We start from the raw sequence: 24,749 nt of genomic DNA on the forward strand, positions 1-24,749 counted from the left end.
CTGTAACAAGGCCCCCTTGGCATCGGTGGTGGATCAGATATGGACTGGCGCGGATGAAGCTCGATTTCACGACTCTGAACAGCATGCGCCAGCATAATGCCGCCTGGCGCCTGTTATGCTCGGACCATGCGCCGCTTATTCTCAGCTTTCTGCATCAGACGTTCATCCGCCCCAATGTGCGCAGCCTGGAAGCCGAGAGCATGGCGGAAGCGCTGGAAGACGTGCTGTATGCGCTCCGCCAGCAACTGGACGAGACCGCGTTTCCCAGAACGGCGCGGGAGTATCTGGAAGACTGGGCTTCGCCCGACAAAGGCTGGCTGAGAAAATTCTACCAACATGGCACGGACAATGCCGTGTTCGACATGACCCCGGCCACCGAGAAAGTCCTTTCATGGCTGGAGCAACTGGCCGAACGCAGCTTTGTGGGCACGGAATCGCGCCTGCGGACCCTGTTCGACCTGCTGCGCCAGATGAATGAGGGCTCTCAGAGCGACCCGGACCAGCGCCTGGCGGACCTGCGCCGGCGTCGCGACGAGATCGACGCGGAAATTGCCCGTATCCAGAGCGGCGACCTCAGCCTGATGGATGATACCGGCATCAAGGAACGGTTCTCACAATTCACACGCATGGCGCGCGACCTTCTCGCCGACTTTCGTGAGGTGGAATATAATTTTCGCCGTCTGGACCGCGCCGTGCGAGAGCGCGTCGCCTTGTGGGACGGCACCAAGGGCGCCCTGCTGGATGAAATCCTGGCCCAGCACGACCTGATCAATGAGTCCGACCAGGGGCGCAGTTTTCAGGCCTTCTGGAACTTCCTCATGTCCAATCGCCGGCAGGAAGAACTGTCGCAGCATCTGGAACGCATTCTCTCCCTGCCGGTTATTGCGAACCTGCACCCGGACCCGCGACTACGCCGCATTCATTACGACTGGCTGGAGGCCGGCGAACACACGCAACGCACGGTCGCGCAATTGTCTCACCGCCTGCGTCAGTTTCTCGATGATCAGAGCCGGCAGGAAAGCAGACGCATCACGGAGATTCTGTGTAATATCGAGGCGCACGCGCTCGCCATGCGTCCCTACCTGTCTGACGGCCCGCCCGACGAGGCCCTGATCGGGCTTGACGCCATGTCGGCCTCCCCTGACCTGCTCATGGAGCGGCCACTTTATACGCCCCCTCTTCCCACGATCCTGACCATCGACCCGCTTCCCGACGATGAAACGGACGACGCCGACCCGACGGCCCTGTACGAACAGGTTATGGTGGATCGGACGCGCCTGGCCGAAAATATTCAGCAGGCTCTGGCGGAAGCCCCGCAGGTGAGCCTGGCAGCCCTGCTGCGCCGTTATCCTCTGGAACAGGGGTTGTCCGAACTGGTGGCCTATCTTCAACTCAGCAGTGAGCGCTTCGCGAGCCTCATTGATGAAAAGACAAACGACCATGTAAGCTGGGATATCATGACCGCTGACGGATCCATCATAACGCGCGACGCCACCCTTCAACGCGTGATTTTCGTGAGATCGGCATGAGCCAGACGGTCGACGCCCCGGATGACGGGCAGGCTCCGGCTCAATCCCCCGCGTCTCTCTCCACACTCGCCATCGCCCTGCTGAAGGGCGTGATCTACCGGGAGGACGATGAAGGGCAATGGGGACACCTGCTCCATCTGCAAAATCAGGTGCGGGATTATGTGTCCGTGCTGGGGCTGGTCCTGATGATCGACCCCGCCGAAGGCTATGCCTATCTGCGCAGCGTACCCGAGACGGAGGAGGATGAGGGCGCATCGCGCATGCCCCGCCTGATCGCGCGGCGCCCGCTCTCCTTTCATGTCAGTCTGCTTTTAGCCCTGCTCCGCCAGCAATTAGTGCGGTTTGATGCCATAGGCGGTGAAACACGGCTTATCCTCAGCCGGAACGATATCGCCTCCATGCTCCAGACCTTCCTGCCGGAGAGCAGCAACGAAGTCCGGCAGCTTGGGCAGATCGAAACCTACATCCGTCGTGTGTCGGAACTCGGCTTTCTGCGCCCCATGGCGCCGGACAGTGCTGACGCAGCCAGCACGGCGCCGCGCTATGAGGTGCGCCGTATCCTCAAGGCCTATATTGATGCCGACTGGCTGGCCACGCTGGACGAACGGCTGGAAGCCTATCTGGCACATGCCCGCAGCCTGGAGCAGGCCGACAGGCCCCCGGCGGCCGCGCCCGCCACGTCCGAGCAGGCCGCCGAGCCCGACGCCCAGCTTTTTCCAGACTATGCCGATGCAGGACTGATCGACCGTGAGTGATACCCAGCAAGCCCCGCTAGACTTTGCCGTGGATGATCGTCTGGCCGGGTTCCGCCTGCATCGTCTGGAAGTGCTGAACTGGGGCACGTTTGACAAGCGTGTCTGGCGCTTTGACCTCAACGGACGGAACGCGCTGCTTACAGGGAATATCGGCTCCGGCAAATCCACCCTGGTGGATGCCATCACGACCCTGCTCGTGCCCGCACAGCGCATTGTCTATAACAAGGCCGCCGGGGCGGAAACGCGGGAACGCTCGCTCCGCTCATACGTCACCGGCCATTATAAGTCCGAACGCAACGACGCAACAGGCTCCACCAAGTCTGTCAGCCTGCGCGATACGCAGAGCTATACGATTATTCTTGGTGTTTTCAAAAACGAAGGCTACCTGCAAACCGTAACGCTGGCACAGGTTTTCTGGACCAAGAAGCAGCAGGTTCAGCCGGCACGGTTTTTCGTATCCGTAGAAAAAGAACTCTCCATTCAGGAGCATTTTACCGGATTCGGCACCGATATCCTGCAACTGCGCAAGAATCTGCGCGCGCTCGGGGCGGAAGTCGAAGACAGCTTCAACCGGTATGCCGCATGGTTCCGCCGCCGCTTCGGGATTGAGAACGAGCAGGCGCTGGATCTGTTCCTGCAAACCGTCTCCATGAAATCCGTCGATAACATCACGGATTTCGTACGGGAAAACATGCTGGCACGGTTCGATGCCACGGACCGTATCCATGCCCTGATTTCTCATTTTGAAGACCTGAACGACTCCCATGAGGCTGTTCTGAAGGCCCAGAAACAGATCAGCCTGCTGACGCCCCTGGCCGAAGACCTTGCCACCCACAAGGACAGTGAAGCCCGCAGCGACACACTCAAGACGTTCAGGCAGGCTCTGCCGGGTTATTTTGCCAGCCGGAAAGCCACGCTGCTCGAACAGCAGATCGCCAACGAGCAGGAGGTGTCCACAACCAACCAGCAACAATTGGCGGAACAGGATGCTACCCGCATAACCTGCCGGCAAAAGCTGGACGAGATCAGGCAAGCTATCTACGCCAATGGCGGCGACAGGCTGGAGCAACTGGCCTCCGCCATCCAGCAGGCGGAAAAGACCTGCGAGGAGCGTCGCAGGAATGCCGCGCACTACGCCACGCTTGTGGAACAGCTCAACGTCAGACCGGCCGATTCCTCCGAAGGGTTTCAAGAGCTTGCGCTTTACCTTAAAAAGCAGAAAGGCGAGTGGAAGAAGCAGGACGCGTGGCTTGCGAAAGACCTGACCGAGCAAAGCATTCTTTTCCACGAGGAAAAGAACCAGCACGCCGAAATCGTCACCGAACTGGACAGCCTGCGGAAACGTCAGAGCAATATTGACGAACGGCAGATCCGTATGCGTGCCATGCTCTGTGATGCCTTGGACGTTTCCGCCGAGGAGTTACCTTTCGCCGGAGAACTCATCCGCGTACGCGACGATGCACGAGAGTGGGAAGGTGCGGCCGAGCGTCTGCTGCATGGCTTTGCGCTGTCCCTGCTCGTGCCAGATCATCTGTATGCACAGGTGGTGGACTGGGTTGATCGCACGCACCTGAAAGGCCGCCTGGTCTATTACCACATCCAGCAACATCGCTCGGGCGCGCATGCCGCGCGCCAGCCCAATACGCTGGCCCGGAAACTGGAAGTCCATCCGGACTCACCCATACGGCTGTGGGTGGAAAACGAGCTGGCTCACCGCTTCAGTTTTACATGCTGTGAAACGCAGGATCATTTTCGCCATTCCAGCAAGGCCGTAACCCGGTCCGGACAGGTGAAGGAGCCGGGCGGGCGACATGAGAAGGACGACCGCCACCGGATCGATGACCGAAGCCGTTATGTTCTGGGGTGGAACAATGCCATCAAGATTGCGGCCCTGGAAGAGAAACAGCGCGAACAGGAAGCGCTGATACAGAAACATGCCGGTGAGATCGCGCAGGCCGAAAACACCCGCAAGATGCTTCAGGAACGGTTTGAGACCCTGACCAGGCTGGAACGCTATCCCGATTATACCCAACTGGACTGGCATGGTGCTGCGCAGACAGCAGCCCAGCTCACGGCAGAGCGGGAGGCGCTGACAGCGACATCCGATGTTCTGCGTGAACTCAAGCAGCAACAGGACCAGGCGGAACAGACATCGCGGCAGGCTGAGGCAGATTATATGGTCCTGTTCAAAAAGCAGGCGCGGCTGGACCAGTCCATGGAAACCCTTCAGGCACGCTTGCAACATTGCCGGACAGTGCTGGACGATTATGCGCTCACGCCGCAGCATGAGCAGGAACTCGACCAGCTTCAGCGACAGATGAATGGTGCTGAATTAACCAGCCCCGATGCCTGTGATAGTGCGCAAACGCAGCTTCGTGACCTGCTGGATACACAAATCGACCATCTTCAGCGCACGCTGGATAGCCTGCGTGACAGCATTCTGCGCGACATGCGTGAATTCCGGGCGACTTACCCTGTAGAAGCGCAGGACATCGACTGCAATGTGAAAGCAGGCCCTGAATATTGTGCATTGCTGGCACAGCTCCAGAAAGATGACCTGCCCCGCTTTGTCAGTCGCTTCAAGAACCTCATGACTGTCAACACCATCAACGAAATTGCAAATTTCAACGCACATCTGGCGCAGGAACGGGAGATCATCAAGGAACGGATTTCGGTCATCAACACCTCCCTCACCCAGATTGACTACAATCCGGACCGCTATATCCGCCTGGAAGCGCACCAGACACTGGACCCGGAGATTCGGGATTTTCAGACATCTCTGCGCGCCTGCACGGAAAATTCCGTTTCCGGAGACGATACCGAACAATATTCCGAACGGCGCTTTCATCGGGTTAAAGAGATTATCGAACGATTCCGGGGGCGAGAGGGTCGGGCGGAACAGGACCTTCGCTGGACCAGAAAAGTGACCGATGTACGCAACTGGTTTTCGTTCGCTGCCAGCGAACGCTGGCGTGCGGATGAGACCGAGTTTGACCATTATACAGATTCCGGCGGCAAATCCGGCGGTCAGAAAGAAAAGCTGGCCTATACCATTCTGGCCGCCAGCCTGGCCTATCAATTCGGGCTGGAATGGGGGGAAGTGCGCTCACGCTCATTCCGCTTCGTGGTGATCGACGAGGCTTTTGGCCGTGGGTCTGATGACTCTACCCAATACGGTCTACGGCTGTTCCAGCAACTGAACATGCAGCTTCTTATCATTACACCATTGCAGAAAATCCATATCATCGAACCGTTTGTTTCGAGTGTCGGCTTTGTCGACAATCGCGACGGGAATTACTCGCGCCTGCGCGTACTCAGTATCGAGGAGCATTTTGCCAACAAGGCGTCTCTGCATGACTCAACACCAGAGCGGCCAAGGCATGAGAGCCAGCCTGCGTGACCTGGACCACGCAGGCGGACCTCAGAGCACATCTTGAGCGCTTGTGGAAAAGGGGCATACTGCCAAATGCCCTTATCACCAGGACCAGCCTGTTCCCGTTAGCCTTCCCCCTGCGCACGCCAGGCGCAGCCGATATCACGCATCGCCTGCCTGCCGTCAGAGAGTGGGTGGACACACTCAAATCCATACCGCATGTCAAGCTCATTGCGCACACGGTCAACAACCGGGTACAAGGCGCACAGACACTTCCGCAAACGATCGTTATTGAAACATTGGAAGATGCTCTGGCCCTTCTGGGCAAAGAAGACATGGCCCGACAGATCATGGCTCTGCATGACCTTACGCTGCAACAGGCACCTTTCTTGCAGGACTGGCTCTCTCAAAATGCTCTGACGGCCTATCGTCACGCGGCGGAATGGCAGCGACTGTTAACGCTGACTCTCTGGATGAAGGAAAACCCTGCTCCCAATATCTATCTGAGGCAGGTCGACCTACCGGGAATTCATACCAAATTTATCGAACAACATAAGGCTGTTCTTTCCAATCTTTTTCGGAATACCCTCCCCGCGCAGGCTGTTAATGCGTCATATTCAGGCACTGCCCAGTTTGAATCTTGCTACGGCTTTCGCACCAAACCTTTGCGTGTGCGTTTTCGGGTGTTGGATGCCGCACTGTCTCCGGTCCCCGCCAGTGCGCATCCGGACATCACCCTGGACGCTGAAAGCTTCGCGGCGCTTCCCCTTTCAGGCTGTCGCATTTTCATCGTAGAAAACGAGAATTGCTTTCTTGCATTTCCGCCGCTTGAAAATGCGCTGGTCATCTTCGGCGCGGGATATTGCTGGGGTTCCCTGAAGCGCGCCCACTGGCTGCGAGACTGCTCCGTTTATTATTGGGGAGATATCGACACGCACGGATTCGGCGTTCTTGACCAACTCCGGGACATTTTACCACATACCCGTTCCTTTCTAATGGATGAACAGACTTTTCAGACCTACCGGCAGTTCTGGGATACGGAACCCACTCCCGTTCGGCGGACGCTTTCACGCCTGACACCATCGGAACAGATTATTTTTACCGCCCTTCAGAGCCATCGCTTCGGCCCCAACCTGCGCCTTGAACAGGAACGGATTCATTTCTCCGATCTGCAACAGGTGCTGGATCAACTGACTGGCCCATAGCCCCCTGCCTTGCCCGCGACCTTCGGCCGGTTTCCTGCGGTCTGCTGCCGGATCGGTGGAAACTGACAAGAATATGTTCGCATTATCCGCAAAATAGGGAACGCAGGTCAGCTTTGGAAATAATTGTTTCCCATCTTGCAAATAATTTCCAATTGTAACGAGGGGGTCTGCACGGGTTTCCGTGATTTTTTCTGCTGCTAGATTGTCTCCACCTATTGCGATTGCGAGCGGAGGAACGACCGTGGTTGCCCCACAGAAGACGATCATGCCGTTGCAGGCGATCATGGAGAGCCCTCCCTCCGCGTCGTTCTCCGCCCAGGCTTTCGCGTGTCTCACCCGCTTCATGGGTTTCCGCCTGCCGACGGATATCCATGAATGGACGGCACGCCGCGGTATCCCTCTGCCGATGGGCGGGAAGCGGCGCGAGCGCATGGCGCTGGTCGCCAGGCGCGGCGTCCTGTTCATCCATGTGCCCAAGAATGCCGGCACTTCGATCGCCACCGCGCTGTATGGTCGCACGCTCTCGCACCAATCCATCCGCTATTATCAGAACGTGATGCCGGGCCTGACGCGCGACCTGCCCAGCTTCGCCATCCTGCGCGATCCGGTGCAGCGCTTCCTGTCGGCCTACAGCTACGCCCGTGACGGCGGCACGCGGGATCGCACGGTGGCGCCCGGATTTCGTGATCTCTATATGGGCTTCCGGTCGCTTGACGATGCGTTGGACCATGTCGAGCAGGCCCGCTCGATCTACGCGATGGACCATATCTTCCGCCCGCAATCCTGGTACGTCACCGACCGGGCGGGGCGGCAGGCGGTGCGGCACCTGCTGCGCATCGAGGACGTGGCGCACCTGTCGGCACTGATGCCGGAACTGGGGGCCGTGCGCCTGCCGCGCCTGAACGAGGGCCGGCCGCACGGCCTGGTGCCGACCGAGCGGCAGCGGGCGCGCATCCTGGCGGCCTATCGCCAGGACATCGCATTGTTCGACCGTATCGCCGCCGCCTGACACCGGGCGGCCATCGAGGCCGCTCTCGTTCGCCAGTCCATATGTCCGGTCAGCCTCTCAGGAGGCCCTGGCGGCATGTGCCCCGGCACCGGGCTGAAACGCGTCGGCGACATGGATCAGCCACGAGCGCAGGCGCATCAGGGCCGGGCGTTCCCAGCTATTTTCGGGAATGAACAGCGTATAGGCGCCGATCGCGATACCGTCGAACGGCGCTTCCGGCGACCCGACCCGCACCAGCGTGCCGTTGCGCAGATCATCTTCCAGCAGGAACGGATTGGCCAGTGCCACGCCCTGGCCCTCGCGCGCCGAGGCCAGCACCAGATGAGCATGCCACAGCCGGGCCGCCGGGATCATGGACGGTGCCGCCACCCCCTGCCGGGCAAGCCAGGTCAGCCATTCATGACTGTCTTCCTCGGCCAGCAGCGGTTGCGACAGCAGGTCGCCCACCGTGCGGATCGGCCCCGCGCGACGCAGGAACTCCGGGCTGGCGACCGGAAAGACCGGCGGCCGGGCCAGTTCCGCCTGGCGGATGCCCGGCTGCGGTTCGTGGGGCCGACCGTCCAGTTGGTAGCGGATATCGGCATCGACGCCGTCGGACCAGAACCGGGCGCGCGCATCGGTCGGCCGCAGCAGCAGGTCGATGTCCGGAAATTCGGTGCGGAAGTTGCCCAGCCGGCGTACCAGCCAGTGAAAGGCGAATCCCGGCACGCACCACACGCTCAGTTGCGGCAGGTCGCCGGCGCGCAGGGCCTCCGTCGCGCGGGCGATCTCGTCCAGCGCGCTGGCGATCCGGTCGTGATAGATCCGGCCGGCCTCGGTCAGCCCGCCGCCCGCGCGGTCCAGCAGGGGCACGCCGGCCCATTTTTCCAGGGCGCGCAGATGGCGGCTGACGACGGCATGATCGATCCGCAACCATTCCGCCGCGCGGCGGATGCCGCGCGTACGGCCGAACGCATCGAAGGCACGGAGCGGCCCGAAGGGCGGAAAAGGGCGTCTGTCTGCCATGAAATGCCAGGAATGGAGGAAACGAACGACTGCGGGAAACAGGATAGTGGTGCCTTTTTGTCACCACAATGGCAGCGAAGGCAACTCCCGTGGATTATTTCGGTGGACTAACGTGTGTGTCGCGGGCGCCTCTGTCTAAAAAAAAGCAGACGTGCCTGAACAAGATATCTTGTCAACGGCACCGTCTTTTTTCGAGACTGGCTCCGGGCAGGCGATCAGTATTGGGAACGCGCGACGCGGCGTTGGGGAAAGACGGCACATGCGATCAGGACGGGTTTGGGTGCGAAACGGACAATTCTTGCGTGCGCGACTTCTCGGAACGGCAGTCCTGGGCGGTGTCATCGGCAGCATGGCCGGTGCGCCGGCCTTTGCCCGCACGGCGTCGGAACCCGCTACCGCATCCGCGCCCTCCGCGAAGAAGCCGGCCCATGCCTCCGCCCGCCACGGCGCGGGCCGGGCCGCCCATCCGGCAGCGGCCGCGCATGCGTCCGCCCGTCCCATCGCGGCGCCCCGCGCCGCCGAGGAGGCGGTCAATGTCGTGGCCAGTCACCATACCTCGCATGGCGCGGAAACCAGCGTCACGCGCGCGATGCTGGAATCGCAGGTCGCAGGCACCAACATCCTGAAAGCGGTGGGGCAGTTGCCGGGCGTCAGTTTCAGTTCCAGCGATCCGCTGGGTCTCGATACCTGGGGCACCAGCGTCTATGTGCGCGGCTTCTTCCAGGATTCGATCGGCATGACGCTGGATGGCGTGCCGCTGAACGACCAGACCTATGTCAGCGTCAACGGCATCAATGTCGCCGATGCCTGGATTTCCGACGATATTCAGGGCGTCGAGGTCTCGCAGGGGGCCGGCGGTGTCGATCTGCCAGGCAATTCCAGCCTCGGCGGCACGATGCGCTTCCACACCACGGACCCCAAGGACAAGATGGGGGCCAAGGCTTCGCAGGTATTCGGCAGTTACGGCAGTCTGCGCACCTATGTCCGCGCCGACAGCGGTGCGCTCAACGCCAGCGGCACGAAATTCTACGTCGCCTACCAGCGCTCCGACGAGCGGAAATACGACGCCGCCACACCGGGTTTCATGCAGACGGTCAACGCCAAGTTTGTCCAGCCCATCGGGCACGACAGCCGCATCACCGCGTCGTTCAACTGGAACGACGCCGCGGTCTGGGGCTACGCGGACAAATCGTTGAGCATCCTGCGCAATGCCGGCTGGCGGACGGAATCCTGGGCGCCGGACTACAGGGGCGGCTACAATGCGTCCGAATATACCTACGTCAATTCCGGTCTGGTCAATTATACCGGCCCCGGCACCTATAATGTCGGCGGCACGAACCTGATCTTCCCGGCGGGTACCAGCCCGACGATCCCGGCGTCCTGGGCCTTGACGGACCAGGGTGCGGAAACCGCCTTCTATGATGCGGGGCAGGCGACGCAGGATTATCTGGGTCACATCAACGCCGACCTGGCGCTGACCGATCGTCTGCGCTGGAATACCGTGCTGTACGGCGCCGCGTTCAACGGAAATGCGACCTATGGCGCCCCCACCACGCCGTCGCCGGGTACCGGCGCTCCGCTGTCCGAGGAGGTCTGGCAGCCATCCTACCAGCGTTTCGGCTTCACCAGCGCCTTCATCTGGCAGATCGGCCACCACACCATCAATGTCGGTGGCTGGTACGAGAACAATTCCCAGCGTGCCGACCTGTTCTGGTATAACGAGCCGGTCTACGGCCAGGGCGCCCCGCTTCAGACGGTCGGCCCCTACACGACCTATGGCCCCGCCTTCCAGCAGGGGTACGGTTTCAAGTGGAACACCAACACGTTCCAGTTCCACGTCATGGATAGCTGGCGCCCCGTGGACGGGCTGACGGTGACCTACGGCTTCCGCTCGGTGCTCCAGACGACGGCGGGCGGCGCCTATTACGGCAATGTCGATGCCGGATACGGCACGGGCGTGGGGGCTGATGCCGGCCTGCCCAACGGGTCGATGACGTCGTCCGCCGCGTTCCTGCCGGCCGTCAATCTCGATTATCATTTCGGCCGGGGTCACGAGGTCTATTTCGATTTCGCCGAGAACATGCGCCCCTTCATGGTGGCTCCCTCGGGCGGGTCGGTCTCGCCCTGGGCGGTCTCGTCGCAGGATACGTTCAAGCAGCTTCAGCACAGCCTGCCCAACGAACGCGATTTCAGCTATGTCGCCGGCTACCGCTATACTTCGCGCAAGATCCAGGCGTCGATCGACGGCTATCATTCCGATGCCTACAACCGCCTGATCTCGGCCTCGGTCGGTTCGCTGAACAACCCGGTCACCTCGGTGGTCAATTCGAAGCACGCGGTGATGTGGGGCATGGACGCCTCGCTGACCCTGCAACCTTTCGAAGGGCTGGCGCGCGGCCTCGCCTGGACCAACTCGATCAGCTATAACCATTTCACCTATGCCGATCACGTCAATATCTGCCCGCTGGACGGCGATTGCGACATCAAGGGCACCAAGATGGTGGCCTATCCGTCGGTGATGTACAAGACCAGCCTGTCATATGAGTACAAGGGCGCATCCGCGCATTTCGACGTAAACTATTACGGCAAGCGCTATTTCTCGTATATGAACGACACGCACATCGCGCCATACTGGATGGCCAATCTGGGCGCCAAATACCGCTTCGGCAATCTCAGCGTGCTGAAGAACGTTACCCTGGCGTTCGAGGTCTATAACCTCTTCAACCAGAAATATGTCGCGATGATGGGTGAAAACGGCTTCCCGATCGGCGGCCAGTCCGGCGATGGCGGCGACTACCAGTCGCTGGAGCGTGGCGCGGTGCGGGAATATTTCGGTACGATCAGCGCCGAATACTGATCAAGGCAGCGTGTCCGGGCCATACCGGCCGGACACCTCACGTTCAACAGGGGGCAGGAAAGCCGCGATGGTGGGTTGGAACATGAAGACCGCGTACCGCGCGGCGCTGGCCGCCGTGCTGGCCGCCCCGGCCGGCGCCGCCCAGGCCGCGTCGCCGGTCCTGCAGGCCGAGCAGAGCGATGTCGCGACCCTGCCGCCGGTCGGCGCGCACTGGGTCCTGCCCGCGACCGACCGGGACTCCTACACGCTCTATGACGCCGATGCCGGCAAGATCCTCGGCACCGTGCCGGCCAGCATCCTGGGCAATATCGCGCTCTCGCCCGACCGGCGGACCTTCTACGTCGCCGACACGATCTGGTCGCGCGTCGATCACGGCACGCGGCAGGACCTGATCCAGGAATACGACACCCACACCCTGGCCCTGCGGCGCGAGATCACGCTGCCGCCGCGCGCCCTGGCGGTCTACAAGGGGCAGGATTTCGATGTCAGCCCCGATGGCCGATGGGGCTACGTCTTCGACATGAGCCCGGCGACCTCGGTCACGATCGTCGATCTGGCGAAGGGCGCGGTGGCGCGCACGGTCGATATCCCCGGCTGCGCCCTGGTCTTTCCCTGGAAGCAGGACGGATTTTCCAGCCTGTGCGGCGACGGGTCGCTGACCAATGTGGGCTATGCGGGCGACAAGCCGACCGTGACCCACACGGCCCCGTTCTTCGATGCCAATAACGACCCGATCTTCGAGCAGGGGCTGGTCGATCACGCGACCGGGCGCGCGCTGTTCGTCTCCTATACCGGCAAGGTCTATGACGTGATGCTGGGTGCGAAGCCCCAGATCGCCGCGCCCTGGTCGATCCAGGCGGCCGCCGGCCAGCCCGTGGCCGGCACCGGCGTGCAGGAGCAGGCGTGGCGCCCCGGCGGCAAGCAGCCCTTCGCGTGGAACCGCGCCAGCGGGCACCTGTTCGTGCTGATGCATGTCGGCCCGCACTGGACGCACAAGACCGACGGCACCGAGGTGTGGGAGTTCGATCCCGCCCACCACACGCTGCTCCGGCGCATCGACCTGCCGCAGCCCGCACGCGGCATCGCCGTCAGCGGCGACGCCGCCCCGCTGCTATATGCCACCTCGGCGGACGGCAACATGGCGGTGATCGACGCGCGGACCGGTGCCGTCCGCCGCACGATCGAAGCCCATTCGGAGGCCATGATCCTGGCGCCGGACCTCCTGCCGGGCCATGACGGATGACGGACACCGCGTCGCCGATGACCGTCCTGGCCTGGGCTCAGGCGCTGGACTGGCTGCTGCTGCTGGCGCTGGCGCCGGTGCTGGTGCTGCTGTTCCGGCGGATGCGCTACCTGTTTACCAAGGTGGCACCGGTCGGCGCGTTGATGACGTCCGGCGGCCCGGCCCCCGGCCAGACGCTGGCCGCATACCCGCTACGCGCGCTGGACGGCACGGCGCTCACCGTGGGCGGGTCGCAGCCCACGGGCACGCGCACGCTGCTGCTGTTCGTGTCCGGCACCTGCCCGATCTCGCGCAAGATGCTGCCGATCGCACAGGATTTCGTGCGCCGCGAGGCCATCGAGCTGCTGTGCCTGGGCGACGATACCGATGCGATGCAGCGCGATCTGGTGGTGCGCTTCGGCCTCGCGCCGTCCCGTTTCGTCAACGACCCCGAGATCGGGCGCGTGCTCGGTATCGACAAGCTGCCCTTCGCCCTGCTGCTCGATGCGTCGGGCAGGATCGTGGCCAAGGGCCTGGTCAATAATCGTGAACATCTCGAAAGCCTGGTTGTGGCGGGGGAAACCGGCCACGTCTCGGTCCAATCCTATCTGGACGCGCGGCCTCGCGCGGCATGATCGCGCCGGTTCGCCCCGGCCTGTGGAACCTTCAGGAGTAACGCGCCAATGCCGGTTTCTTTCTTCGACACGCTGGGCGAAGCCGTGACGCGCCGGCTGGCGGCCCGATCCTCGCGGCGCGGCGTGCTGGGGCGGATGGGCGCGGCCATGGCGGTGGCGCCTGCCTTCCCGCTGCTGCCGGTGCGCCGCGTCGAGGCCGCGCCGGCCCCCGCCGCCAACCCGATCGCGACCCTGACGGATTTCGAACGGCGGGCGCAGAGCACCGACCCGACCAAGTGCAATTACTGGCGCCATTGTGCGATCGACGGCGTGCTGTGCGGCTGCTGCGGCGGCGGCATTCATACCTGCCCGCCCGGCACCCAGCCGTCGCCCGTGTCCTGGATCGGCACCTGCCGCAATCCCGACGACGGCCGCTCCTACGTCATCGCCTATCGCGACTGCTGCGGCCGCAATATCTGCGCCGCCCCGAAATCCTGCGACTGCAACACGGCCGATCGCGAAATGCCGATCTACCGTCCGCAGGCCAGCAACGACATCATCTGGTGTTTCGGCACGGCCTCCACGGCCTATCATTGCTCGACCGCCGCGATCATCGGCCAGGCCGGCTGACGGGTGGAGGCGCCGCCGGCAGGGGGGCGCCGTACGACGATGCGCCATCGGTCCCCGATCCTCTCCCTGGCCGCCGTGCCGGTCGTCGCCCTGTCGGTCCTCGCCCTGCTGGGCCTGGCCCGCGCGGCCCCCACAGCCGGTGCCCTGCCGGTGATTCCGGCGGTGCAGGGCCATTATCTGATGGGGTGCGGCGGCTGCCATGGCATCCAGGGCCGTTCGGGGCGCGAGGTGGTGCCCGACCTGGCGGGACAGGTAGGGTATTTCCTCTGTACGCCGGAGGGGCGGGATTATCTGGTCCGCCTGCCGAACGTGGCCTTCGCCAACCTGTCGTCGGAGGATCTGGCCCGGATGATGAATTTCGTGGTCTTCACCTTCGGCGGCGCCAGCGTGCCGACCAACAGCCGCCCATACAGCACGGCCGAGATCGCGGCCCTGCGGGCTCGGCCACTGCGGATGGCCGACCTGCATGGCTATCGCGATCAGGTCGTGCGCGCGGTCGTCCAGGCCTGCCCGGCGGCGGCGGGGCTGCATGGGTACGATGTGGCACAGGCGGCGCGTGTCGGGCCATGAGGGCAAAAGGGGCAAGAGGACAAGGCATGACAGAGATTTTCCTTCATCGGGGCCGGGCATGATCGCCCCCGCCATCCTGCCTCTGGGCGGCGCATTGCTGGCCGGGGGCATCGGCATGCTGCTGCTGGTCGCCGGCTTGGCCAAACTGCGCGATCATGACGGGTTCCTGACCACGCTGGCCGCCTACCGGCTGGTGCCCGATTCCCTGCTGGACTCCGCCGCCTGGGCTTTGGCGATCGCGGAAACCGGCGTGGGCGCGGCCCTGCTGGCCGGCGTGGCCCCCCTCTGGGCCGGTATCGGCGCGGCGCTGCTGTTCGTGCTGTTCGTGCTGGCGATGGCCATCAACCTGCTGCGCGGGCGGGCCGATCTCTCCTGCGGGTGCCTGCCCGGCATGGAATCCGCCCGCCTGTCCTGGGGCGCCGTCGCGCGCAGCACCTTGCTGGCACCGGCCGCGCTGCTGCCGGCGCTGACCGGCCTGCCCACATCCCTGCTGCTGCGCTATCAGGCGCTGGCGGCCGGCGCCTGCCTGCTGGCGCTGATCCTGGCGCTGTCGCACCTGATATCGGCCGCGCGCGGCCCGGAGGAACAATCCGCATGATGACGCTCCTGATCGTGTCGCAGGTGCTGCTGTTCGCCGCCATCGTCGCCCTGGTGCTGGTGGTGCTTGCCCTGGCGCGCCAGATCGGCATCCTGCACGAGCGCATCGCCCCGATCGGCCAGCAGCAGCCTCAGCGCGGGCTCGACATCGGCCAGGCGATTCCGCGCATCACCATGCGCACGCTCGACGGCGCGCCCTTTCCGGTGGGCGAGCGTCTGGCGGCCGGCACCATCCGCATGCTGCTGTTCGTCGGCGCCGACTGCCCTGTCTGCAAGCGCGTGCTGCCGATCGCGCTGGACGTGGCGCGCGAACGCGGCCTGGAACCCGTTCTGGTCGGCGATGGCGCGGTGCCCGAACTGGCGGCCCTGCGCGACCGTCTGGCGCTGGGCGACATCCCGTTCGTCACGGGCGTCGAACTGGGGCTGGTCCTGCAGGTCAGCCGCCTGCCGACCCTGGTGCTGCTGGACGATAACGGCACCATCCTGGCCCGCGACGTGGTGAACACACGCCGCCAGGTCGAGGCCCTGCTGCCCACCGTCACCGGGCACTCCGCCGCCGCATGAAAGGCCCAGTTCTGCCAAAGTGGAACAATCGACCGGTTACAGCGTTTTGCAAGCGCATGAAATGTTGCCGGAGCCGCTGTCATGAAGCTGTTTGCCTGCCAGTCCTGCAATCAGGTCCTGTTCTTCGAGAACACAGCATGTGAGCGATGCGGTCACACCCTGGGCTACCTGCCCGCGGAGAATGATCTCAGCGCGCTGGAACAGGTAGCAGGCGAGGACGGCACCTGGCGGCCGCTCTCCACGGCCGCAACGGCACCATCCTACCGGTTCTGCGCCAATGCCGCCCAGAACGCCTGCAACTGGCTGGTCCCCGCCGGCGGCGATGCCTATTGCCTGGCCTGCCAGCTCAACCGCACGATTCCGGACCTCTCGGAGGACAGGCACCTGGACCAGTGGCGGAAGCTGGAAACGGCGAAACACCGGCTGGTCTATACGCTGATGCGCCTGAACCTGCCGATCGCGACCCGCCAGGAAGACCCGGAAGGCGGGCTGGCCTTCGATTTCCTGGGCGATCCGCCCGATGGCGGCAAGGTGCTGACCGGCCATCAGGATGGCCTGATCACCATCGCGCTGCGCGAGGCCGACGACGCCCAGCGCGAGGCCATGCGGGTGGAAATGGGCGAGCAATATCGCACCCTGCTGGGCCATTTCCGGCACGAGGTCGGCCATTATTACTGGAACGTGCTGGTGCGCGACGGCGGCCACCTGGACGGTTTCCGCGCCCTGTTCGGGGACGAGCGCGCCGATTACCAGGCGGCGTTGCAGCATCACTATCAGGTCGGCGCGCCCCCGAACTGGCAGGACAATTTCGTCAGCGACTACGCGACCGCGCACCCGTGGGAAGATTTCGCCGAGACCTGGGCGCATTACCTGCACATCGTCTCCACGCTGGAAACCGCGCGGGCCTATGGCCTGTCGGTCGATATCCATGTGTCCGACGATCCGGCCATGCAGACCGAGGTCGCGTTCAACCCCTACGCTCCCGGCGGGTTCGAGCCGATCGCCCAGGCGTGGCTCCCGCTGACCTATGCGATCAACAGCCTGAACCGCTCGATGGGCCAGATCGATTTCTACCCGTTCGTCCTCGCCCCCCCGGCGCTGGAAAAGCTGGCCTATGTCCATAACCTGATTCACGGCACCCTGCCGGCCTGAGCGCCTGACCGAAAATGCGCGCTGGCGGCGATCCGACGCGCGTTTCCTGCGCTTCGGTGCTCATGGCCATCAAGGCCACTCCGCTCCGGTGCTCGGAAACACATTTCGGACGCGGCCCGAAACGGGCCGCTCTCGCTCGCCATCCCACATTTTCGGTCAGGCTCTGAAAGGCCGCCCGCGAAGGCATCCTCCCGGCGATCCAACGCGCGTTTTCTGCGCTTCGGTGCTCATGGCCATCAAGGCCACTCCGCTCCGATGCTCGGAAACACATTTCGGGCGCGGCCCGAAACGGGCCGCTCTCGCTCGCCATCCCACATTTTCGGTCAGGCTCTGAAAGGCCACCCGCGAAGGCACCCTCCCGGCGCTCCGACGCGCCTTTCCCGCGCTTCGGTGCCTACGGGCATCAGGCCCACTCCACTCCGGTGTTCGAGCAGACCCGCCGGCCGTGGCGCGGTACGGCCATCACCCCGCGCAAGACCGTTTACTGTTGGCGCGGCTTCGCCCATACAACCATGCATCATGCACATGGCGCCCATCCCTGTTGACGAGATGGTTGACGGTCACGGTGGCGTCCGGCCTCACTGGCGCCGACTCCTTGGCGCGATCAGCGATCTCGGCCATCGCGAACTGCTCGAACGCGGCAGGCAGATGGCGCGTGCCCTGCACGACCAGACCGGCCCCGTCGAGGGCGCCGCCGCAGGGTGCGATCCGGTTCCGCTGCTGCTGACGGCGCAGGAATTCGCCCGCCTGTCCGAAGGCATGGTGCAGCGCGCCCGCGTGCTGGAGGCGACGCTACGCGACCTGTACGGCCCGCGTACCCTGCTGGCGGACGGCGTGCTGCCGCCCTCCCTGGTCTATCCGGCGCCGGGTTTCCTGCGCATGGGGGGCCCGGTGTCGGGCGCGTTCCTCGATTTCTACGCCATGGACCTGATTCGCGGGCCGGATGGCGCCTGGCATGTCGCGGCCGACCGGGTGGCGCGCGCCAACGGCATCGGCCAGGCGCTGGAAAACCGGCGGCAGATGACCCGGACCCTGCCGGAACTGTTCGCGGGCCGCGAGGTCCAGCCCCTCTCGCCCTTCTTCGATGCCTGGCAGGACAGCCTGCACCGCCTGCCCAACCTGTCGGACCGCAATCCCGGGCTGGCGCTGCTGACGCCGGGGCCGCGTGGCACATTGTGGGCCGAACATGTGATCCTGGCGCGGGAACTGGGCTGCGTCCTGGCCGAAGCCGGGGATCTGGCGGTGCGCGACGGCGCGCTGTGGCTGAAGACGGTGCGCGGCCTGCGCCGGGTGGACGTGCTGCTGCTGCGCCAGGACGGATGGACGGTCGACCCCCTGGAACTGGAGGGCGGCAGCCCCCCCGGCATCGCCGGCCTGCTGGACGCGGCGCGCGGCGGCGCGGTCCATCTGGTCAACCACCCGGCGGCGGGCCTGGTCGAGGCGCCGGGCCTGGCCGCCTTCATGCCCGCCCTGGCGCGCCGCCTGATCGGCGAGGACCTGCGGCTGCCCGATGTCCCGGTGCGCTGGCCGGCGACATATGGGGTCGAAGCCCTGCTGGCCGACGACCGCAAGAACTGGTGGCTGCTCGACAGCGCGAGCGCCCGTGCCCCGTCCTGCCGGCTGGACCGGGCGAAGGACAGCGTGCTGGCAGCCCTCCGCCGCACGCCGGATCGCTTCGTGGCGGTCGAGGCACTGGCCCCCTCGGTCATGCCGGCGATCCAGCCGGGCGGGATCGAGCCCGGCGCGATCGTGCTGCGCCTGTTCGCCCTGTTCGACGGCAGCGGCTGGCAGGTCATGCCCGGCGGCATGGCGCGCCTGCTGCCGGATTCCGACCTGCCGCCCGGCGGCCCGATGGACCGCGCGCGCGGTCGGCACAGCATCACGAAGGATGTCTGGGTCACGGTCGAGGACAGCCGCAATCTGGTCGGTATCGCCGCCCCGCCCATGCCGGTGCTGGCCATCCGGCGCGGGCAGGGCGACCTGCCCAGCCGCGCGGCGGACGATTTCTTCTGGCTGGGCCGCTACCTGGAACAGTTGGAGGAAGCCGGGCGCGTCCTGCGGGTGCTCACCCGCCGGATCGGCCGGATCGACGGCTCCCCGCGCGAGCGGGCGGAACTGGAAACCGTGCTGCGTCTCGCGGTCCAGATCGGCCTGCTCCAGGACGAAAGCATGGCCGGAGCGGGCTTCGCGACGCAGGTGCGGGCGCTGGCCGCCGTCACGCTCGATTCCGGCCTGCCCCAGCGCCTGCTGTCCGAAATCGCCAGGGTATCGGCGGGCCTGCGCGACCGGATGACGGTCGAAACCTTCGAGACCATCGTCCACGGCACCGACACGCTGCGCACCCAGTTGCGCGAGGCGCGGGTCACAGGCGATGCCGGCCGCACGCTGGAGGCGATCGGTCGCGTCACCGACAGCCTGCTGCGCTACGGCGCGACCATTTCCGGCCTGACGGCGGAGAACATGGTGCGCAGCGGCGGCCGGCAGTTCCTCGAACTCGGCCGCCGGATCGAACGGGCCGGCGCGATCCTGGCGTCGATGGCGCTGATCCTGCGCCAGAAAGGCGTCTCCCAGCGCGGCCGGATGGAGGGCGCGCTGCGGCTGATGCTGGAACTCAGCGATTGCGCCATCACCTACCGGTCGCGCTATTTCGCGGTTTTCCAGCCCGCTCCGGTGCTGGACCTGCTGCTGCTGGATGGCGGCAATCCGCGCGGCGTGGCCAGCCAGATGGCGATGGTGGCCGAAGCCCTGGCCGATCTGGAGCCCAGCGACGGAACGGGCCTGGCCAGCGCCGCCGGCCTGGTCATGGAGCGCCTGCGCGCGGTGGTGGCCGATGTTCTGTCGGCCCCGCAGCAGGATGTCGCGGCGGCCGCGCTGCCCGATCGGCTGCGTGACATCCATGCCGCGTTGCGTGATGTCGGGAAGCAGATCGCGCGACGTTATTTCGTGGTGCTGACCTCGCCGCGCGCGGTCGGCGGCCTGCGTGCCGTCGATCGGGGCGAGGCAACGGACGAATCATGATCTATCGCGTGCGTCATCTCACCCGTTACGCCTATGGCAGCCCGGTCGATCTGGCGGCCCATATCGTGCATGTCACCCCGCGTGACCTGCCGGGGCAGGTCGTGCGCTGGACCCGGCTGGAGGTCACGCCGCCCCCGGTGCGCCGTGTCGATGGCGCCGATTATTTCGGCAACCTGATCGCGTGGCTGTATCACGAGGCCCCGCATCGCAGCTTCGACGTGCTGGCGGAATCGGAGGTCGAGGTCGCCTTCCCCCCTCCGCCACCCGAGGAAACCACCCTGAAGTGGGAAGACCTGGTCGCCCTCGCACGCGCCGGTGGCGCGCCGGCGTGGCAGGTGGCGGAATTCCTGTTCGACAGCCCGATGTGCGCGGCCAATGCGGCGGCGGGTGACTACGCGGCCCTGTCCTTCACCCCCGGCCGGTCGATCCTGGCCGCGCTGCTGGATCTGAACACGCGCATCTACACCGATTTCCGCTTTCGTGCCGGCGTCACCACCCTGTCCACGCCGGTCGAGCAGGTCCTGGCCCGGCGCGAGGGCGTCTGCCAGGATTTCACGCATCTCATGATCAGCGCGCTCCGCTGGGTCGGCATCCCGGCGCGCTACATGTCCGGCTATATCCGCACCCGCCCGCCGCCGGGGCAGGCCCGGCGCCTGGGCTCCGACCAGTCCCATGCCTGGGTCGGCGCGTGGCTTGGCCCGGCCCATGGCTGGATCGGCCTCGACCCCACCAATGGCATCGTGATGCGCGACGAGCACGTCGTTCTGGGCTGGGGGCGCGACTACGCCGATATCAGCCCGGTGCACGGGCTGATCCTGGGCGGCGGCAATGACGAGCTGACGGTCGGCGTGGATCTGGTGCCGGCCGATGAGTGGGAAGACCCGCCGCCCGACCCCGCCTGATGCCGGGTCAGTGGGTTCCGGACGTCTTCAGGCCGGATTCGAAGCCCATGCTCTGCCAGGCTTCCTTCTGGTTCTTCGGGCGATGCTTGCCCCCGCCGCAGGCGGCAACCGAGAAAACGAGGGCCGCCAGGCCAATCAACCGCATCGTCTGGAACAAAGGGGGCCTCCTGCCAGATATCCGCCGTGCGGAGACTGGATAAAAGAATATCCCGGTCGTCTGCCGATCAGGCAATGCACCCACGCATCGCGGCACGGCCGAGACCGAATCCGTTCATAGCAGACATCCCGGCTCACGCGGAAGAGATGGTGCCGGGCTTTCCCTGGCGGGGAAACGGGCCGATATAACCCGACGCAAAGATTTCACGTCACGGAACGGGCAGCAGGGCACGATGCTGGACATTTTTATCACCGACATGCACACGCTTCATGCCGTTGCCGACCTGCGGCAAACGGTGCGCGGCTGGAAGCGAAACGGGCTGACGGTCGGGCTGGTGCCGACAATGGGGGCTCTGCATGACGGCCATCTCAGCCTGGTCCGTGCCGCCCTGCGCGCGACCGACCGCGTGATCGTCTCGATCTTCGTCAACCCGACCCAGTTCGATAACCCGGCCGATCTCGAAACCTATCCGCGCGTCATGGAAGAGGACACGCGCCTGCTGGCGAAAGCCGGCGCGCATGTGCTGTACGCCCCCACGGTGGCCGACATGTATCCCGCCGGCTTCGCCACCACCGTCTCGGTGCGCGGCGTGTCCGAGGGCCTGTGCGGCGGCCACCGCCCCGGCCATTTCGACGGCGTGGCGACGGTGGTGTGCAAGCTGTTCCTGCAAAGCCAGGCCGACGCGGCCTTTTTCGGCGAGAAGGATTTCCAGCAGGTGCATGTCGTCCGCCGGATGGCCACGGATCTGGATATCCCGATCCGGGTGGAAGCCTGCCCGACCCGGCGCGAGGCCGACGGGCTGGCGATGTCGTCCCGCAACCGGCGCCTCACCGGCCCCGGAGACCGCGATCGTGCCCGCGCCTTGCCCCAGGCCCTGGCGGACGCGGCCCGCGCCATTGCGGGGGGGCAGCCCGCCGGCCCGGTCCTCGCGGCAACGCGCGAACATCTGCTGGCGGCCGGCTTCAGCGATGTCGAATATCTGGAATTACGGCGCGAAGCCGACCTGGCGCCGCTGGCAGGCTTCAACGGCCAGCCGGCGCGGCTGCTGGCGGCCGCATGGCTGGCCGGGGTGCGGCTGATTGATAACGTGCCGGTTCTCGCCGCCGGCACGTAACCGCACCAGAAGGTTCCGGAAATCAGGCGTCGAGCGAGCGGGCTTCGTCGGGCAGCATGATGGGAATGCCGTCGCGGATCGGGAAGGCGAGGCCAGCCTGCCGGCTGATCAGTTCCCCGGCCTCGCGGTCATAGATCAGCGGCCCCTTGGTCACGGGACAGACCAGGATCGACAGCAGGCGCGGGTCCAGAGGGGGCTGGGCGGTTTCGGTCATCGGCTGGTCTCCTGTACGCATGGCCGGTGGCGGAGGCGGGGCATCAGGCGCGGCGGGGGTGGCGCCTCACGCCGATGGTGGGTCAGATGCATCGTCGCCGGGCTCATGTCCAGCCAGTTCCAGCAGCGTCTGCAATGTCTGCGCCCGGTCGTTCAGCGAGGCGGATTCGAGCAGCGCCTGCTTTTCGGCGGCCGGAAAGGGGCAGATCATCGGCAGCGTGATCAGCAGCGTCTCGTCATCCATCTGGTCGATCACGTTCCAGCGCGTGCCGAAGCCCCGCAGGCTGCAATAGCGCCGCAGCGCCGTGAGCATGCGACTGCGGTCGAAAAACAGGTCGGCGCCGTCGGTCAGGTCGCAGGCGAAGGATGACACGTCGATCCTGGCCCGCCGATACCCGCGATGCAGGCCGGTCTCCCGCAGCAGCCGAAAGCGCGCCAGTCCGGTCAGCGTCACGGCATAGGTGCCATCGGCCCGTTCGGTCAGCGAGGTCACGCGGCCGACGGCGCCGATCGTGTACAGCGGCGGAAACGGGTTCTCGCCGTCTCCGTCCTCAACCCCGTCGCTGCCCTCGTCCTCCATGGCATCGTCACGCGGCTGAATCATCCCGACCAGCCGGTTCCCCGCCAGCGCATCCTCCAGCAGCGCGACATAGCGCGGCTCGAAGACATTCAGCGGCAGCTTGCCCCGAGGCAGCAGCAGCACCTCGCGCAGTGGGAACAACCCCAGCTCGGCCGGCATGTCCGCCAGTGTCATGTCCCGCAGGCGCGGGACGGCACGCGGCACGTCGTCGTCGATCAATGCGCGCAAGCCCTGAGGGCGCACGTCACGAGAACAGCAGCGAGGACATGCGGCGCCGCGCCTGCAAGGTAGCCGGGTCGTCATGCCCCCAGGCTTCGAACAGCCGGATCAGTTGCAGCCGCGCGGCATCGTCATTCCAGCCGCGATCCTGGCGCATGATGGTCAGCAATTCGTCAGCGGCTTCCTGGCGCAGGCCGGCCGCGTTCAGCGCCGCCGCCAGTTCGTAGCGTGCTTCATGGTCGGCCGGATTGGCGGCCAGACGCTTGCGCAGATCCTCGGCTTCCTCGGCGGCCTTGCGGCCTTCGCGCTTCAGGTCCAGGGCCGCGCGGGCGCCGGTAATTTCGGCATGGTCGGCGATCTTGGCGGGCACGTCGGCCAGGGCGGCCTCGGCGGCTTCCTCGTCCCCCATCACGATCAGGGCGCGTGCCAGACCACCCCAGGCGGCCGGGTTCTCGGGCTCGATCTCGATGGTCTGGGAATACAGCCCCGCCGCTTCCTCGGCGCTGCCGGCGTCCAGCGCGGCGCGGGCGGCGGCGATCAGTTCCGCGGCCGGCATGGCCCCGCCGCCGGCGGCCTGAAGCAGGCCCTCGACGAAGCGCTTGATCTCGCTTTCCGGCTGCGCGCCCTGAAACAGGTCGAGGATCTGTCCCTGCCAGAAGGCGGCCACCAGCGGAATCGATTGCAGCGGCAGCCCCACCTGCGTGAGCTGCTGGGCCAGGGCGCGGTTGGCGTCGACATCGATCTTGACCAGCTTGACCCGACCACCCGCCGAACGGACGATCTTTTCCAGCACGGGGGTCAACTGCTTGCATGGCCCGCACCATGTGGCCCAGAAATCCACCAGCACCGGCATGGTACGGCTGGCTTCCAGCACGTCCTGCATGAAGCTGTCCTGGGTGCCGTCGATGATCATCTCCGCGCCATTGGCGGCGTGGCTGGCATTGCCGGCGGCTGCGGTTCCCACTGCCGGGGCCCCTGCTGCGTCGACCAGGCCGCCTGCTGGCCGTTGCGCTGCGCGGGACTGACCGATGATGTACTCCATGAAAACCGATCCTGCCTGTTTTATCGCGTTTTATCGTGCTCTATCGCCGGGCTTGCCCGGCCTCATGCTGACCTTAACATTGTCATCGCCTTCCTGTCTCACAAGCGGCAATGCACCCCTGTCATAAAAAACACCGAAGATGATTTTCCCCTCTTGTCAGTCGATCCGCTTTCCCTTAAACCCCCGTTCACCGACACGGTGAGCGGGCGTAGCTCAGGGGTAGAGCACAACCTTGCCAAGGTTGGGGTCGTGGGTTCGAATCCCATCGCCCGCTCCAAGAAAACAGCAGTTTTCCGCGGAATTTAACCGCTCCCGTCTCGGATCAATTGGATAAAACTGGACAAATCACATAGCGAGCCTGCCGAGCGATTTGGGCACGGGCTGAGCAAGCTATGTCAGCCTCTTGATGGCCTCAGCCTGTT

21 protein-coding genes and 1 tRNA gene are annotated in these 24,749 nt (G+C 64.9%); 17 read left to right on the forward strand and 5 right to left on the reverse strand.

Annotated features, from left to right (window positions below):
• The first annotated feature begins 53 nt into the window (after positions 1–53).
• From HLH25_RS10545 to HLH25_RS10565, 5 genes are all read left to right on the forward strand, one after another.
• Positions 54–1,529 (forward strand): DUF3375 domain-containing protein, encoded by a 1,476-nt coding sequence (locus HLH25_RS10545; protein WP_182974016.1) that lies wholly within the window; start codon positions 54–56, stop codon positions 1,527–1,529.
• A complete protein-coding gene (locus HLH25_RS10550) occupies positions 1,526–2,284 on the forward strand; it encodes a DUF4194 domain-containing protein (protein WP_182974017.1) in 759 nt (252 codons plus the stop codon). Before HLH25_RS10545 ends, HLH25_RS10550 begins: the two co-directional genes overlap by 4 nt.
• Positions 2,277–5,684, forward strand: a complete 3,408-nt coding sequence (locus HLH25_RS10555; RefSeq protein ID WP_182974018.1) for an ATP-binding protein — start codon at positions 2,277–2,279, stop codon at positions 5,682–5,684. The genes HLH25_RS10550 and HLH25_RS10555 overlap by 8 nt, the downstream gene beginning before the upstream one ends.
• Positions 5,681–6,862, forward strand: coding sequence for a Wadjet anti-phage system protein JetD domain-containing protein (locus HLH25_RS10560; RefSeq protein ID WP_182974019.1), 1,182 nt, complete (start codon positions 5,681–5,683; stop codon positions 6,860–6,862). Before HLH25_RS10555 ends, HLH25_RS10560 begins: the two co-directional genes overlap by 4 nt.
• 241 nt (positions 6,863–7,103) lie before the next feature.
• Positions 7,104–7,871, forward strand: a complete 768-nt coding sequence (locus tag HLH25_RS10565; protein WP_310889085.1) for a sulfotransferase family 2 domain-containing protein — start codon at positions 7,104–7,106, stop codon at positions 7,869–7,871.
• Between the two features lie 57 nt (positions 7,872–7,928).
• Here the strand turns inward: HLH25_RS10565 and HLH25_RS10570 are convergent, their stop codons facing one another.
• Positions 7,929–8,876 carry a LysR substrate-binding domain-containing protein gene (locus tag HLH25_RS10570; protein ID WP_182974020.1) on the reverse strand — a complete coding sequence of 316 codons (948 nt, stop codon included), beginning with the start codon at positions 8,874–8,876 and terminating at the stop codon, positions 7,929–7,931.
• A 298-nt stretch (positions 8,877–9,174) separates the two neighbouring features.
• On the opposite strand from HLH25_RS10570, the gene HLH25_RS10575 reads away from it, so the two are divergent.
• The 10 genes from HLH25_RS10575 to HLH25_RS10620 all read left to right on the forward strand — a co-directional run bounded on the left by HLH25_RS10575 (position 9,175) and on the right by HLH25_RS10620 (position 21,002).
• A complete protein-coding gene (locus tag HLH25_RS10575; protein ID WP_246401974.1) occupies positions 9,175–11,733 on the forward strand; it encodes a TonB-dependent receptor in 2,559 nt (852 codons plus the stop codon).
• Positions 11,734–11,800: 67 nt separating this feature from the next.
• Entirely contained in the window at positions 11,801–12,976 is a 1,176-nt protein-coding gene (locus HLH25_RS10580; protein ID WP_182974021.1) for an amine dehydrogenase large subunit, read from the forward strand.
• A complete protein-coding gene (locus HLH25_RS10585) occupies positions 12,973–13,590 on the forward strand; it encodes a thioredoxin domain-containing protein (protein ID WP_182974022.1) in 618 nt (205 codons plus the stop codon). The genes HLH25_RS10580 and HLH25_RS10585 overlap by 4 nt, the downstream gene beginning before the upstream one ends.
• Positions 13,591–13,638: 48 nt before the next feature.
• A complete protein-coding gene (locus HLH25_RS10590; RefSeq protein ID WP_182974023.1) occupies positions 13,639–14,199 on the forward strand; it encodes a methylamine dehydrogenase light chain in 561 nt (186 codons plus the stop codon).
• Positions 14,200–14,238: 39 nt separating this feature from the next.
• A complete protein-coding gene (locus HLH25_RS10595) occupies positions 14,239–14,769 on the forward strand; it encodes a cytochrome c family protein (protein WP_182974024.1) in 531 nt (176 codons plus the stop codon).
• Between the two features lie 58 nt (positions 14,770–14,827).
• Positions 14,828–15,367, forward strand: coding sequence for a MauE/DoxX family redox-associated membrane protein (locus HLH25_RS10600; protein WP_182974025.1), 540 nt, complete (start codon positions 14,828–14,830; stop codon positions 15,365–15,367).
• Positions 15,364–15,930 (forward strand): thioredoxin domain-containing protein, encoded by a 567-nt coding sequence (locus HLH25_RS10605; RefSeq protein ID WP_182974026.1) that lies wholly within the window; start codon positions 15,364–15,366, stop codon positions 15,928–15,930. Before HLH25_RS10600 ends, HLH25_RS10605 begins: the two co-directional genes overlap by 4 nt.
• An 81-nt stretch (positions 15,931–16,011) precedes the next feature.
• Entirely contained in the window at positions 16,012–17,082 is a 1,071-nt protein-coding gene (locus tag HLH25_RS10610) for a zinc-binding metallopeptidase family protein (RefSeq protein ID WP_182974027.1), read from the forward strand.
• A gap of 525 nt (positions 17,083–17,607) precedes the next feature.
• A complete protein-coding gene (locus HLH25_RS10615; protein WP_246401976.1) occupies positions 17,608–20,100 on the forward strand; it encodes a circularly permuted type 2 ATP-grasp protein in 2,493 nt (830 codons plus the stop codon).
• Entirely contained in the window at positions 20,097–21,002 is a 906-nt protein-coding gene (locus HLH25_RS10620; RefSeq protein WP_182974029.1) for a transglutaminase family protein, read from the forward strand. Before HLH25_RS10615 ends, HLH25_RS10620 begins: the two co-directional genes overlap by 4 nt.
• A gap of 7 nt (positions 21,003–21,009) precedes the next feature.
• Here the strand turns inward: HLH25_RS10620 and HLH25_RS10625 are convergent, their stop codons facing one another.
• Positions 21,010–21,159, reverse strand: a complete 150-nt coding sequence (locus tag HLH25_RS10625; RefSeq protein WP_246401978.1) for a hypothetical protein — start codon at positions 21,157–21,159, stop codon at positions 21,010–21,012.
• Between the two features lie 232 nt (positions 21,160–21,391).
• On the opposite strand from HLH25_RS10625, the gene panC reads away from it, so the two are divergent.
• Positions 21,392–22,273 (forward strand): pantoate--beta-alanine ligase, encoded by an 882-nt coding sequence (gene panC, locus HLH25_RS10630; protein ID WP_246401988.1) that lies wholly within the window; start codon positions 21,392–21,394, stop codon positions 22,271–22,273.
• Positions 22,274–22,295: 22 nt separating this feature from the next.
• Here the strand turns inward: panC and HLH25_RS10635 are convergent, their stop codons facing one another.
• The 3 genes from HLH25_RS10635 to HLH25_RS10645 form a co-directional block, all read right to left on the reverse strand.
• Positions 22,296–22,487 (reverse strand): Trm112 family protein, encoded by a 192-nt coding sequence (locus HLH25_RS10635; protein WP_114729276.1) that lies wholly within the window; start codon positions 22,485–22,487, stop codon positions 22,296–22,298.
• Positions 22,488–22,553: 66 nt separating this feature from the next.
• Positions 22,554–23,240, reverse strand: coding sequence for an LON peptidase substrate-binding domain-containing protein (locus HLH25_RS10640; protein WP_182974054.1), 687 nt, complete (start codon positions 23,238–23,240; stop codon positions 22,554–22,556).
• A 70-nt stretch (positions 23,241–23,310) separates the two neighbouring features.
• The gene (locus tag HLH25_RS10645; protein WP_182974030.1) at positions 23,311–24,327 is read right to left on the reverse strand and encodes a tetratricopeptide repeat protein; all 1,017 of its coding nucleotides are present in this window, start codon (positions 24,325–24,327) and stop codon (positions 23,311–23,313) included.
• Positions 24,328–24,529: 202 nt separating this feature from the next.
• On the opposite strand from HLH25_RS10645, the gene HLH25_RS10650 reads away from it, so the two are divergent.
• Positions 24,530–24,604 (forward strand) — tRNA-Gly (locus tag HLH25_RS10650).
• The last annotated feature ends 145 nt before the right edge of the window (positions 24,605–24,749 follow it).

Source organism: Gluconacetobacter dulcium (assembly GCF_014174165.1).
GTDB classification, from domain to species: domain Bacteria; phylum Pseudomonadota; class Alphaproteobacteria; order Acetobacterales; family Acetobacteraceae; genus Gluconacetobacter; species Gluconacetobacter dulcium.